Annotated in this window: 14 protein-coding genes; all 14 read right to left on the bottom strand. The window is 38.2% G+C overall.

What is annotated here, in order from left to right; genetic code table 11:
• Window position 1: 1 nt before the first annotated feature.
• The 14 genes from rnc to sdaAB all read right to left on the bottom strand — a co-directional run bounded on the left by rnc (window position 2) and on the right by sdaAB (window position 13,638).
• Window positions 2-766, bottom strand: coding sequence for a ribonuclease III (rnc, locus tag LCP48_RS05340; RefSeq protein ID WP_004269416.1), 765 nt, complete (start codon window positions 764-766; stop codon window positions 2-4).
• A 388-nt stretch (window positions 767-1,154) separates the two neighbouring features.
• Complete coding sequence (acpP, locus tag LCP48_RS05335) at window positions 1,155-1,391, bottom strand: acyl carrier protein (protein ID WP_009371143.1); 237 nt, start codon at window positions 1,389-1,391, stop codon at window positions 1,155-1,157.
• A gap of 58 nt (window positions 1,392-1,449) precedes the next feature.
• A complete protein-coding gene (fabG, locus tag LCP48_RS05330; RefSeq protein ID WP_004269418.1) occupies window positions 1,450-2,196 on the bottom strand; it encodes a 3-oxoacyl-[acyl-carrier-protein] reductase in 747 nt (248 codons plus the stop codon).
• The gene (gene fabD, locus LCP48_RS05325; protein WP_004269419.1) at window positions 2,189-3,142 is read right to left on the bottom strand and encodes an ACP S-malonyltransferase; all 954 of its coding nucleotides are present in this window, start codon (window positions 3,140-3,142) and stop codon (window positions 2,189-2,191) included. The genes fabG and fabD overlap by 8 nt, the downstream gene beginning before the upstream one ends.
• Window positions 3,143-3,160: 18 nt before the next feature.
• Complete coding sequence (plsX, locus tag LCP48_RS05320) at window positions 3,161-4,153, bottom strand: phosphate acyltransferase PlsX (RefSeq protein ID WP_004269420.1); 993 nt, start codon at window positions 4,151-4,153, stop codon at window positions 3,161-3,163.
• A gap of 2 nt (window positions 4,154-4,155) precedes the next feature.
• Window positions 4,156-4,728 carry a transcription factor FapR gene (fapR, locus tag LCP48_RS05315; protein ID WP_202341667.1) on the bottom strand — a complete coding sequence of 191 codons (573 nt, stop codon included), beginning with the start codon at window positions 4,726-4,728 and terminating at the stop codon, window positions 4,156-4,158.
• 131 nt (window positions 4,729-4,859) lie between these two features.
• Window positions 4,860-6,905, bottom strand: a complete 2,046-nt coding sequence (gene recG / locus LCP48_RS05310; RefSeq protein WP_225340764.1) for an ATP-dependent DNA helicase RecG — start codon at window positions 6,903-6,905, stop codon at window positions 4,860-4,862.
• A 133-nt stretch (window positions 6,906-7,038) separates the two neighbouring features.
• Window positions 7,039-8,142, bottom strand: a complete 1,104-nt coding sequence (locus LCP48_RS05305; protein WP_004269423.1) for a mandelate racemase/muconate lactonizing enzyme family protein — start codon at window positions 8,140-8,142, stop codon at window positions 7,039-7,041.
• Window positions 8,143-8,175: 33 nt separating this feature from the next.
• Window positions 8,176-9,327: a M20 metallopeptidase family protein gene (locus tag LCP48_RS05300; protein ID WP_004269424.1), complete on the bottom strand. Its 1,152-nt coding sequence runs from the start codon at window positions 9,325-9,327 to the stop codon at window positions 8,176-8,178.
• A gap of 12 nt (window positions 9,328-9,339) precedes the next feature.
• Window positions 9,340-10,743: a YfcC family protein gene (locus tag LCP48_RS05295; RefSeq protein WP_004269425.1), complete on the bottom strand. Its 1,404-nt coding sequence runs from the start codon at window positions 10,741-10,743 to the stop codon at window positions 9,340-9,342.
• A complete protein-coding gene (locus tag LCP48_RS05290) occupies window positions 10,736-10,939 on the bottom strand; it encodes a hypothetical protein (protein ID WP_225340763.1) in 204 nt (67 codons plus the stop codon). Before LCP48_RS05290 ends, LCP48_RS05295 begins: the two co-directional genes overlap by 8 nt.
• A gap of 91 nt (window positions 10,940-11,030) precedes the next feature.
• The gene (locus LCP48_RS05285) at window positions 11,031-11,891 is read right to left on the bottom strand and encodes a LysR family transcriptional regulator (protein WP_004269427.1); all 861 of its coding nucleotides are present in this window, start codon (window positions 11,889-11,891) and stop codon (window positions 11,031-11,033) included.
• Between the two features lie 161 nt (window positions 11,892-12,052).
• Window positions 12,053-12,961, bottom strand: a complete 909-nt coding sequence (sdaAA, locus tag LCP48_RS05280; RefSeq protein WP_004269428.1) for an L-serine ammonia-lyase, iron-sulfur-dependent, subunit alpha — start codon at window positions 12,959-12,961, stop codon at window positions 12,053-12,055.
• 14 nt (window positions 12,962-12,975) lie between these two features.
• On the bottom strand, window positions 12,976-13,638 hold the full coding sequence (gene sdaAB, locus LCP48_RS05275) for an L-serine ammonia-lyase, iron-sulfur-dependent subunit beta (protein ID WP_004269429.1): 663 nt from the start codon (window positions 13,636-13,638) through the stop codon (window positions 12,976-12,978).
• Window positions 13,639-13,973: the final 335 nt, after the last annotated feature.

Genomic DNA, 13,973 nt, shown 5'->3' with positions numbered 1-13,973 from the left:
ATTAAGCCTCCTCTTTTGCAGCTTCTTCACGCATCATCCGCATTGCACATTGTGCAGCTTGCTGCTCGGCTTCTTTTTTTGATTTTCCACGACCAATACCAAGCTCTTGTCCATTTAATAATACGCTTGATACAAAGGTACGATTATGTGCTGGGCCCTTTTCATCGATAATCTCATAATGAAGAAGTCCATTATTCGTTTGCTGTACCATTTCTTGCAATTGACTTTTAAAATCCATCACATGCGAAAAAGCACCGACTTCTACTTTTGGGAACACGACTCGTTCTAAAAATGACACGACCGTCTGTAAATCTTGATCTAAATAGAGTGCACCTACAAATGACTCAAAGACATCTGCAAGCAACGCTGGACGTTCCCGACCACCTGTTAATTCTTCACCTTTTCCAAGTAATACAAAGCGTCCAAAGCCTAGCTCGTTAGCAAAAATCACTAGTGATGGCTCACATACAATGGAAGCTCTTAGCTTTGTTAACTCACCCTCGCTCATATTTGGGTATTTCTCAAAAAGATATTTAGAAACAGACAGTTCAAGTACTGCGTCTCCTAAAAATTCAAGACGCTCATTATCCGTAAATAATTTACGGCGATGCTCATTCACATAAGATGAATGCGTGAATGCTTGATACAATAAATTTTTATTAATAAATGTGATATTTAATTCATGCTGTAACAGCTCAAATTGGTTGCGTACTTTTTCAGGAAGTACGCCAGATTTCTGCATAGTTCCTTTTCTTTTCATAGCCATTGAACAAATCTGCCTTCCTAATAGTTTCTACCGTTTTAGTGTACCTTTTTCAGGGCGTTTATGCAAAAGTATTTCGGCTTAAACACAATGTTTTGGAAATTTTCCCGAAAATTCCTCTTCATACAGCATGCATCTCCCATTAGAGAGAAGTCTGAAGCTGACTGGTCATTAGATTTTTAACATAAAAAAGGGACGTTAATAGATCGAAAACCGATCCATTTCGTCCCCTTTAAATACATCTTCATTCATTGAATCTGCTCCTTCAAAAAAGGGATGCAGAAAAAGTAATTTCTACTTTATTCAAGCTACCATAAAACCATTGTATGATTACGATGACCATTACACCATTAGAGGTGATCTATTTTCACTAAATAAAGTTTTAACGAAATTAGTTTAATTTACTTTCGATGTATGAGATTGCAGTACCTACTGTTGAGATTTTTTCAGCATCTTCATCAGAAATTTCCATATCGAATTCGTCTTCAAGCTCCATTACAAGCTCAACTACGTCTAATGAGTCAGCACCTAAATCATCACGGAAAGAAGCTTCAAGCGTTACTTCGCTTTCTTCCACACCTAAACGGTCCACGATTACTTTTGTTACGCGTTCTAATACTGTAGACAAATGATTCACCTCCCCTCAAATGATTATACAAAAAATCAGCTTATATGCCTAATTGAAATTACATAACCATACCGCCATCAATATGAAGCGTTTGTCCAGTCATATAATTTGCGTCCTCCGATGCTAGGAAAGCTACTGCTTTTGCGATATCCTCTGGCTGACCAAGTTTCGCAAGAGGAATCTGTGTTAGCATACCTTGTTTGATATCCTCTGGCAATTGTTCTGTCATTTCTGTTTCGATAAAACCTGGTGCAATAGCATTAACTAAAATATTACGAGAAGCTAATTCCTTTGCCGTCGTTTTCGTTAGTCCAATAACACCTGCTTTAGCCGCAACATAGTTGGCTTGACCAGCATTACCCGCTACACCAACGATGGAAGAAATGTTAATAATGCGACCTGCACGTTGCTTCATCATTTGACGTGTGACCGCTTTTGTACAAAGGAAAACACCTTTAAGGTTCGTATTTAATACATCGTCCCATTCGTCTTCTTTCATACGCATGATCAAGTTATCTCTTGTAATACCAGCATTATTCACTAAAATATCAAGGGAGCCGTATGTTTTCACAGCAGCATCCATTAATGCTGTCACTTCTTCTGTCTGAGAGACGCTAGCTTGTACAGCAATTGCTTCGCCACCGTTTTCTTGAATCATCGCTACTACTTCTTCTGCTTTTGCCTGAGAGCCGCTATAGTTCACAACAACCTTAGCACCTTCTTCTGCAAGCTTTAAAGCAATAGCACGTCCAATCCCTCTTGAAGCTCCTGTTACAACAGCTACTTTTCCTTCTAATTTACGCATTAATTGACCACTCCTTCGACGCTTCTAAAACTGCTTCTAACGAAGCTTCATCATAAACACAATAAGTTGCAACAGAGCGATCAATTTTTTTCAGGAGACCGCTTAATACTTTACCAGGTCCACATTCGATAAAGACGTCAACACCTTGCGCAAGCATTTCACGCATAGAAGCTTCCCATTGAACAGCACTGTATACCTGTTCAACTAGCTCTTGTTGTATTGCTGCTACATCTTTTAATTCCTTCGCCATCACATTGCCAATTACAGGAATTTCAGGTGCAGATAAAGAAATCTCTGCCAATGCTGCTTGCAGTTTCTCTGAAGATGGACGCATTAAATCAGAGTGGAAGGGACCACTTACAACTAAAGGTATTGCTCGTTTTGCACCAGCTTCTTTGGCAGCAACACTTGCTTTATCCACACCTTCTTTAGTGCCCGAAATAACAATTTGTCCTGGACAATTCACATTAGCCACCTGAACAGAGTCACCTGATGCTGATACCTGCTCTGTTACCTCGTTCAATGCCTCTAGTTCCATTCCTAAAATTGCCGCCATTGCGCCTTGACCTGCTGGCACAGCTTCATTCATATAAAGACCTCGTTTATGCACGATTGACACAGCATCATCAAATGACATAACACCTGCTAACACCAATGCACCATATTCTCCAAGTGAATGACCCGCTGCGTAGTGTGGTTGAATACCTGCTGCGCGTAACTTTTCAGCCACCATTACACCAGTAGTAAGTAGCGCTGGCTGTGCGTGATATGTCAGTGTTAACTCTTCTGCTGGACCTTCTAACATTAATTTAGATAATTCAAATTGAAGAGCTTGATCTGCGCGATCATAAAATGCTTTACTTTCTGCAGCATTTTCAACAAACTCTTGACCCATTCCAACTACTTGTGAACCCTGTCCTGGAAAAATAAATGCTATTTTTGTCATTTGAATAATCCCCTTTGCTTAATCAATTTCTATGTGGCGTACTGTCTCCGTAATCGTCGAAATAACCGTATGCTCCACCATCGTATTGGCTTGTCGAATGGCACTGAAAATCGCTTTCGCATTTGATGATCCATGTGCCTTAATAACAGGTGCTTGTAAGCCAAACAATCCTGCGCCACCATACTCTGTATAGTCCATTTTATTTTTCAAGTCACGTAAATTATTTTTCATGAGCGCTGCTGAAATTTTCGTTTTCGTTGAAGACATAAAGGCCTCTTTTAACATAGAAAATAAAGCACCTGCTGTCCCTTCAATAGACTTCAACACCATATTTCCTGTAAAGCCATCTGTTACAACAACATCAGCTACTCCCTCAAGTAAATCACGTGCTTCTACATTTCCAATAAAATTCAAATCTGCTTCCTTCAATAATTCGAAGGCAGCTTTTGTTAATTCATTCCCTTTTTTATCCTCGGTACCGATATTTAATAAGCCAATTCGTGGTTTTTGCAAACCTCCAACCTTTTTAGCATAAATATCACCCATAATGGCATATTGCACTAAATGCTCTGGGCGAGCATCTGCATTTGCCCCTAAATCAAGCATTAAAAACCCTTTACCGTCTAATGTTGGTAGCGTTGTAGCTAATGCTGGTCTAGCTATTCCCTCAATGCGACCTACTTTAAATAGGCCACCCGCCATCAGGGCCCCTGTGTTCCCTGCAGAAAGGCAAGCATCTGCTTTACCCTCCTCTACTGCATCCATCATACGTGCCATGGAAGAATCCTTTTTTCTACGAACAGCACGGGCAGGATCATCAGTTCCTTCTACTGCTTCCTCACAATGTATAACCTTTAGTCGATCATGTTGTTTTAAAAATGGTTCCAGCTTATCTTGATGACCATATAGTTGAATTTCTAAGTTCGGAATTTGCTCTAATGCTATAAGTGCACCTTCAACAACTGATTTTGGTGCATTGTCTCCACCCATTCCATCAAGCGCTAATTTCATTGTTATTCACCTTTACCTTTCGTGCGGTACATATCAAACTCACCAACAAAAACGGTTTCACCATTAACGGTAGATGTTACCTCAACTTTTGTTCGATGTGTTTGTTCATCTCGTCCGATTACAATCGCTTTTGTAATAACACGATTTCCAGCTCGTACAGGTTTCACAAACGTAATATTGGAATGTACGGTTAATGCTAGTTCGTCATCAATTACTGCAACCGCTAATGAATTTGCTTGCGCAAATAAATGATGCCCACGCGCGATGCCATTACGCTGAAAAACATGCTCTTCTTGTACATCAAAAATCGAGAGTGCTCGATGATCTAATTCAATATCTACTATCTCCCCAATGACCTCATCAATCGGGAGAGATTTTACTTCATTTTCATAGCTTTTTGAAGCAACGTCTTTAATTCGCTCGCGTAATTCTGGTATTGATAATTCCATACGGTCTAAACGAATTGTTTGGACACTTACCTGAAACTGTGTTGCTAGCTGTTCATCTGTGACGAATGGATTTTCAGCTATCGTTTCAGATAGTAGTCGCTGTCGCTCTTTTTTCGTTCGTCTCAACTTCATTCGCCACCTTTTGAGTTGTTATTAGCACTTGGTACTAATATCAGTATATAGAGTATAAAAAAAGAATGCAAGACTTGTTTTGAAATCAAGTACTTACATTCTTTCTTTGCTAACAAGCTTCCCCATTAATCGAAGCGCTCTCCTTGTAAAACACCAGTATCTTCTAACATTTTACGCAAGTATTGATAGTCGTCATCCTGCCAAAATACTTTTGTTTCAAGCATTTCTGAGGCATCTTTTCTAGCGGTCTCCAAAATACGATAATCATGTACTAAATCAGCTACTTTAAAATCAGGTAAACCACTTTGCTTTCTACCAAAAAAGTCTCCTGGCCCCCTTAATTCAAGATCTTTTTCAGCTAAACGGAAACCATCATTTGTTTCTGTCATCGATTGCATACGTTCTTTCCCCTCATCAGACTTAGGATCAGCAAGTAAAATACAGTATGATTGGTGCTCACCACGACCAACGCGACCTCGAAGCTGATGCAACTGTGCTAAGCCAAAGCGTTCAGCATCATAGACAATCATAAAGGTAGCGTTTGGTACATTTACTCCTACCTCTACAACGGTTGTAGAAACTAAAACTTGAATAGTCCCTTCACTAAAAGCACGCATAACCGCATCTTTTTCATCAGCTGATAAACGCCCATGCATTAAACCAACATGATAACGATCTTTAAAATAAGTCGCTAGCTGCTCATAAATTTCCACAGCATTCTGAACATCAAGCTTATCGGATTCCTCGATAAGCGGACAAATCGCATAGGCTTGTCTTCCAGCAGCTAATTCTAATTCTAGCTTAGATAAAACGGAGCCGAATTGTTCTTTCTTCATCCAATGTGTTTCAATCTGCTTACGCCCTGCTGGCATTTCATCAATCATTGATACGTCCATTTCCCCAAATGCAGTAATAGCTAATGTTCGTGGTATCGGGGTAGCTGTCATAAAAAGCACATCGGGATTCTCCCCTTTATCACGCAAAATACGTCGTTGTTCCACACCAAAGCGATGCTGTTCATCCGTGATGACAAAGCCAAGTTTATGAAAAATAACATCTGGCTGGATTAGAGCATGTGTACCAATAACAATATCAAGATCTCCATTTGCCAAATCAGCTAATATCGCACGTCGCTCTTTTGTTTTAGTGGATCCGGATAAGAGTGCAACACGAACGCCAAATGGCTGGAACCATTCTTTCAAATTCTCTAAGTGTTGTTCTGCTAATATTTCAGTTGGTGCCATTAAGGCTCCTTGAAAACCTGCTGTTACGGCCGCATATAGCCCTATTGCTGCTACGACGGTTTTACCTGAACCTACATCCCCTTGTAGCAAGCGATTCATTCGATGAGGCTCCTTCAAATCTTTACAAATTTCATTCACCACGCGCTTTTGAGCATTCGTTAATTCATAGGGTAAGGAAGCGATAAAATCTCGTAACTTATGCACATTAAATTGAATAACTGTACCGTGTTCACTATCCTTCCTTATTTTCCGTAAAGCTTGAATACGCAATTGGAAATTTAATAGCTCCTCATAGGCAAAGCGTCTCCTTGCTTGTTTAGCATGTTCAGCATCCAGTGGAAAATGAATACCCTCCAAGCCCTCTCTTATTGAAACAAGTTTATACGACTCTTGTAAATAATATGGAATGGTCTCTGGCAGTACTTCCCCACAATCGTCTAACACTTGTCGCATATATTTTCGAAATCTTTTTTGGGGAATCAAACCTTTCAGACTATAGACAGGCTCAAAGTCAACTTGATCTGTTTTAGGACCAAATGTAACTGCAGTACCATTGATTACTTGTCTACCACGATCCCATTTACCAGTCACCGTAATAATGGAACCAGGTACAAGCTTTTGCTTTAAATAGCCCTGATTGAAAAATACGACTTTCACTAAATGTCTTCCTGCTAAAACAGTTACTTGGAGTCTTGACTTATTGCGACCTAAAAATAAAATCGTAGGCTCCCGCTCCACCTTACACTCAACTGTAACCCGTTCGTTATGTGGTGTTTGTGCTAAATCTTTTAAACGAAAATCTTCATGTCGATGTGGGAACGTCCATAATAAATCAGCTATTGTATTGATTCCTAGTGATTCAAGATGGGCTGCTGTTTCTTTCCCGACGCCTTTTAATTCATTGACGGGTCCATATAATTCAGTCATCTTATCCCACAACTCCCTTCATTGATTGTTTATGTAGTGGTATACTCTCTCTATCTAATGTACCATAAATTATTTCCCTAACCCTACACATAAGCAAAAACCCTACCAATGATTGATAGGGTTACACTTTTGATTATTTAATTTCACAGGAGAAACATGTAATTTCTTTTACATATTGCTCATCAACCTCTATTCCTAATCCAGCTTTATCGCTTAACTGCAGGATGTCCTTATAGTATGTAACATTTGCCACATCTTTTACAAACATTAATGGTCCGACCATCTCGTTTGTATGGATAATCGACTTACTGATGGCTAGGTGAGCCCCAGCCATTGTTCCGATTGCTGATTCAACCATAGAGCCTACTTGACAAGGCATCTCTGCAGCCTCCGCAAGACTTGCAAGAGCTAGAGCTGGATAGATTCCACCTGATTTCATTAATTTTATATTTAGCATATCCGCAGCACGCATTTCTATGACATCGACTAAATCATAAATACTATGAACACCCTCGTCTACCATAATACTACAAGGTGAAAGGACTCTGATTTCTTTTAACGCTCTTAAATCATGTGCTTTTACTGGTTGCTCGTACCAGTCTACATGACAAGCCGTAGTTTCTCTTATTACTTTTAGTGTCTCCATTCTATTCCAACCTTGATTGGCATCTACTCGCAGTTGCACCTCCTCACCTATTGCTTCTCTTACAGCACGAATACGAGCAATATCTAAATCAGCATTTGTACCAACCTTAATTTTAATATTACGGAAACCCGCTTTTACAAATTCGCTTGCATCTTGAGCCATTTCCTCTGGACTCTTAATACTAATTACTCTTGGCACCTGTAATTCCTCATGTGCTTTTCCACCAATTAATTGATAAACTGGTTGACCAGTCATTTTCCCCATCAAATCGTAGAGTGCAATGTCCAATGCGGCTTTTGCTGAAGGGACTCCATCAATTTTTTCATTAAACTTTTTATGAATACGGTCTACTGCAAATGGATCTTCATCAATCAGTAATGGTGCTAGTTCATGTTTAATAACGTGATACGTGCTCTCCCAAGTTTCACCCGTCACATTTTGATCAGGCACAGCTTCGCCCCAGCCAACTACACCCTCATCCGTCTCGATTCTGGTAAGAATAGTTGGCATATCATCTAAATGAACATAAGAAATAACAAATGGTTCCTTTAATTGTAAACGTGCTGCAAACACTTCAATCTTTTTTATCACGATGTAAAACTCCTTTTCGAATAAATAGTCTGATTATTTATGTTGCAAGATAATATTTATAAATAGTTGAATCGCATCAGGGAAAACATCTTCATCTAGATCAAATCGTGGATGATGGTGTGGATATTGGCTTTTTTCACCACCCATACCTACAAAAACAAATGCTCCAGGCTTATGTTGTAAATAATAAGAAAAATCTTCACCACCCATGACTGGTTCGACTATCTTAAATGCGGTATCTCCAAATTGTTCCCGTACAATCGATTCAATAAATCGCGATTGTGTTGGATCATTGACGAGCGGAGGTGTTCCTAAAATAAAATCGATTTTTCCTTCTGCTCCAAATGCTCTGCAAATTCCTTCTGTTAAACTTACCATTTTCGTTTTAATGATTTTTACAGTGTTCGGTGTCAATGCTCTGATCGTTCCAGTTAATTTTGCTGTATCAGGAATAATATTATAAGTGGTTCCCGCCTGTATATTACCAACTGTAATGACACCCGCATCGATAGGATTGACATTTCTACTTATGATACTTTGAAAAGCTTGCATTAAATGGCTGGCTATATAAATAGGATCAATTGTTTCATGTGGCATTGATCCATGGCCACCATACCCTTGAATTATAATTTCAAAATCATCAATAGAGGCCATCATCGGCCCATGTGTTAAACCTATCTTTCCTTTCTCTAAACCTTGCCATAAGTGAATGCCAAAAATAGCATCTACATCTTCCAACACACCTTTTTGAATTAATAAATCAGCACCACTTGGGGTGATTTCCTCTGCCGATTGAAATATAAGCTTGATATTCGGCTCGATTTTCTCTCTATTTAAGCTTACCCATGTTGCAACTGCTAATAAAATCGCAGTATGACCATCATGGCCACACATATGAGCAACACCTTGCCTATCTGAAATATACGGTTTGTCTCCCTCTTCTTTTATAGGTAAGGCATCTATATCGGCACGTAATGCGATAGTTTTTGTTCCCTTTGTCCCTTTTATAAATGCCACTACACCTGGAGGTTCGTAATCTAGAATTTCTATATCTAACTTCTCTAGTCTTTTGCGAATAAACGCACTTGTTTCATATTCTTCACCTGAAAGCTCTGGGTATTGGTGCAGATGACGGCGATCTTCTATTGCCTTTTCTGTTAATTTTTTTATATTCATTATTTCCATTGTTAAACTCCTTTAGAAAGGTCCGTATTGTATGACTTGTGCAATAATGAGCGATATTACCGCAACTGTTACTTGAATAAGCATAAACGGAAAAATCCACTTTATCCATTTACCCCAAGGAATACCCGCAATTGATAATCCCGCCATTAAAAAACCTACTGTTGGGAAAATAATATTCGACATACCATCTCCAAATTGATAGGCAAGTACGGCTGTTTGTCTTGTAACACCAATCATATCTGATAAAGGTGCCATAATTGGCATCGTTAAGGCAGCCTGTCCACTTCCTGATGGTACTAAAAAATTTAAAAATAACTGGAAAATAAACATCCCTACTGCATTTAGTGCAGGTGGAACTGAATCAAGCAATGCAGATGTGTAAAAGAGAATTGTATCAATCAATCCTGAGTTATTGAAAATCACTAAAATAGACTGAGCTAATCCAATGATAAGAGCGCCACCAACTAAATCCCCTGCACCCTTCATAAATGAATTAGCAATATGCGAAGGTGATAATTTTCCAATAAGCCCCATTAAAATACCAAACAATAAAAATAAACCAGCTATTTCAGTAATGTACCAACCTAGTTTTACAACCCCGTACATCAATACGATAAAATTCAAAAGAAATGTACCCATAACAAGCTTATGTCTGATTTCCATTTTCGCATTCCCCTGTACGAAATCACCCTCATCATTGCGGAAATTCCCATAAAAGCCAAGTTCAGGATTGTTTTTCACTTTTTTTGCATAGCGATAAACATATATTGTTGCTACTGTGTATAAGACAATAAAAATGACAATTCGAAAAGCAATTCCCGAAAATAATGGCAAGCCTGCAACCTCTTGTGCTATTCCTACTGTAAACGGATTCATAACAGCTGCCGAAAATCCGACAGATGCACCTAGAATAACGATAGCAAAACCCGTAATTGCATCAAACCCTAGGGCAACAGCAAGCGGTGCAAGAATCCCTACATATACAATCGTTTCATCAGACATCCCCATTAATGACCCAGCACAGGCGAAAAACAACATTAATACTGGTATTATTAACATTTCGCGTTTAGCCATTTTTACAGATAGCATGGCGATAAAGGATTCTAATGCTCCTGTGGCTGATAGTATTCCAAAGGTACCTCCTACTATCAATACGAAGAAAATAATACTTGCTCCTTGCATCATGCCAGAATGTACACTGCTAAAAATATCTAAAAAGCCAATGGGGTTCATATCTGTAAAACTAAATGTCCCAGGTTGAATCACTTGACGTCCATTAACTTCTTCCCGTTGAAATGAACCAGCTGGAATAAAATACGTTAAAATGGATGATACAACAATAAGGCAAAAGATTAACACATAAACATTAATTCCTTTTTGTTGTTCTATTTCTTTATTAGCTATAAATTTACTCATCCGCCATCCTCCTTAGTTGAATCATTGAATAGAAATAAATTTTATGACCACTATCAATACGTAACATATCTCTCCAACATAAAAAGCCACCCCCTTTTTTTGAAATTTCCGTCTTATTCATTGTAATTGATAAAAAAATAAATAAAAAATTACTATTTTGAATAGTTACTATTGATAAATTTACATATAAATTCATCGGGATACATCCAAAAATGAAAAAGAACGTTACATCCCTGTGGTTTCACCAGGCTGTAACATTCTTTTCATTTTTTCGATATACAAACTAATTAAATTGTTTTCCATGTGTCTTTAACTAAATCAATAAATGTGCTTACATTACTAAATGTTTTAGCATTTTGAGGAAAAATTAAATAAGTAGGTAACTTTTTAGGGAATCGGTACAGAACTTGAAGACTCCCTTTGGTTACCTCTTTTTGAATAATAATATCACTCAACAACGCTAGACCTACTTGTTCCAATACTGCTCTTTTAATTGCTTCCTCGCTTCCAAATTCCACTATTGTTTGTGGCTTACACTTAATTTCTTGCAGGCAACTGACAATACAGTCATCCATTCCATAGGTTATAAAGGGATAGTCATCAAATATTTCCTGCACAGTATGATCCTTTATAATAAGCGGATTTCCAACCAATACTAAATCCTCTTCCTCCAATAAAATCCCCTCTACACCAGCGTAACTAGGGGATCCAGCTACAAAACCTATATCTGCTTGGTTTGAACTCACAAGTTTGGCTGTTTCTTTACTATTGGCACAAAGAAGTTTTAGGTTTACCTGAGGGTACTGTTTTAAAAACGAGCCGATAATATGTGATAAATAATAGCCGCAATAAAACTCTGGTGCAGCGATTGTCAAATGACCAAATGGCTTTTCGAAATTCTTCAAATCCTGTTCCATTTCCTCAATAATCCCAAATAATTGATCTGTATGTTCCTTTACTATTTTTCCTACTTGAGAAAGAAACATTTTCTTACCCATTCGATTAATTAAGATATGCCCTAACTCTTCCTCTAACGCTTTAATCTGTTGGCTAATTGTAGGCTGGCTATAATTAAGAATTTCAGCCGCTTTTGTAAAGTTGAGGTAAGTTGAAACAACATGAAATGTTTTCAAATTACGCAAATCCATCTCTATTCACGTCCCTGCTATATAATTAAGATAAATACATTTCCTTATTAAAATTTAATTATACTTAAATCGACTATGTACGTAAGAGGTTTTTTCTTTCCAGTAAGTTATCAACCAACATAAAAACATGCTACCTATTTAGATAGCATGTTTCTTATTTTTTATTGAAGTGCTTTAATGCTTTGTAAGCCACCATTTTCAAGGATGGCTTTACTGATCGCCTTCCCTGTTGGTGTTGCTGCTAGACCGCCTCGTGCCGTCTCTTTAAGATTAGGACTCATAGATTGTCCAATGCGATACATAGCACCAATTACTTCATCACATGGAATACGACTTGTTACACCAGCAAGTGCCATATCCGCCGCTACTAGGGAGTTAGATGCACCCATTGCATTACGTTTGACACAAGGCACTTCAACCAAGCCTGCCACTGGATCACAAACAAGACCTAGCATGTTTTTTAGTGTAATGGCAAACGCTTCTGAACATTGCTGTGGTGTACCTCCAGCCATTTCGACAATAGCAGCTGCAGCCATACCTGCAGCTGAACCAACCTCTGCCTGACAACCACCAGCAGCCCCAGAAATGGAAGCGTTATTGGCTACCACAAATCCAAATGCTCCTGACGTAAATAAATAACGAATCATTTGCTCACGAGTTGGATTTAGTTTGTTTTTTACTGCAAACAGTGTTCCTGGTACTACACCTGCTGAACCTGCTGTTGGTGTTGCACAGATTGTTCCCATTGCAGCATTTACTTCATTAGTTGCAACCGCTTTACTTACTGCATCTAATAATAAATCACCTGAAAGTGACTTTCCTTGTGCAATATAATTTTGAAGTAATACGGCATCCCCACCAGTTAAACCTGTTACTGATTGCACACCTTGTAATCCACGTTCAATTGCTTCTTCCATCACTGTTAAATTTCGATCCATTTGCTGGATGATTTCTTCACGCGTTCTACCAGTTATCAATATTTCTTGTTCAATCATAATTTCTGATATTAATTTATCTTCTTTCTCTGCTCGTTCAACAAGTTCACGAACATTATGAAATAAAACGTCCATCACGGGACACCTCCTTAGTTATTAATTTTTGAGACCTTTGTAATATATGGAATTAAAGATATTTGCTGTAGCACCTTATCCTCAATGTTTTGATCAACTTCAATCACCATCAAAGCAGTTAAACCACGTTCGATACGTGATACCTCCATATGCCCAATGTTGACTTCATGCATCGCCAAGCAATTGGCTACATTGGCAATACAGCCAGCACGATCGTCATGAACAACAAGAATAGCTGGCATACCACCAGTTAAACGTAACTTAAAGCCATTGACTTCACTGACTTCAATTTTTCCGCCACCAATTGAAATACCGACTACTGACATTTCCCCTTCATCGTCTCCAATGACAAGTCGAGCCGTATTTGGATGCTCGGTATTAGCTGTTTCAGGAATGAATTCGTATTCTAATCCTGCTTTTTTGGCATCTTCAAATGCCGTTTTAATACGATCATCAAATGTATCGTAATTTAATAAGCCTCCTACAATTGCAACATCTGTACCATGCCCTCTATACGTTTCTGCAAATGATCCATATAAATGAATTTTTGCCCATTTAGGTTGTCTACCAAATAAATCCCTTGCAACACGCCCGATGCGAGCTGCTCCTGCCGTATGAGAGGAGGAAGGCCCAATCATGACTGGTCCAATAATATCAAATACTGAAGTAAACTTCATACAAACACCCCTCTATTCTATCCGTATAATAATATTTAATTTTATTTATATCATGCTTGATAGGTACTATAAAAGTAAAGCATTTAATTTATCAACTTTCAGAAAATTACCACTACTATAATTTATAGTAAATATTTATGCTTATTTATTGTCCGCACCATATATACACAACTATGAAAGCTATGCTATTTCAATATTTCCAAATTTTATATCCTGTGGATACGTACATTGAATGATTCATATTTAGTACGTTTTTAATAAATTTAATCCAACATTCTCTTTGTAGCATAAACAAAAGCAGTACACGTTTTGTGCACTGCTTTCTTTACGGAATA

The sequence above is a fragment of the Lysinibacillus capsici genome (assembly GCF_020217405.1).
Taxonomy (GTDB): Bacteria; Bacillota; Bacilli; order Bacillales_A; family Planococcaceae; genus Lysinibacillus; species Lysinibacillus capsici.
This window is presented reverse-complemented; position numbering and strand designations above follow the sequence as displayed.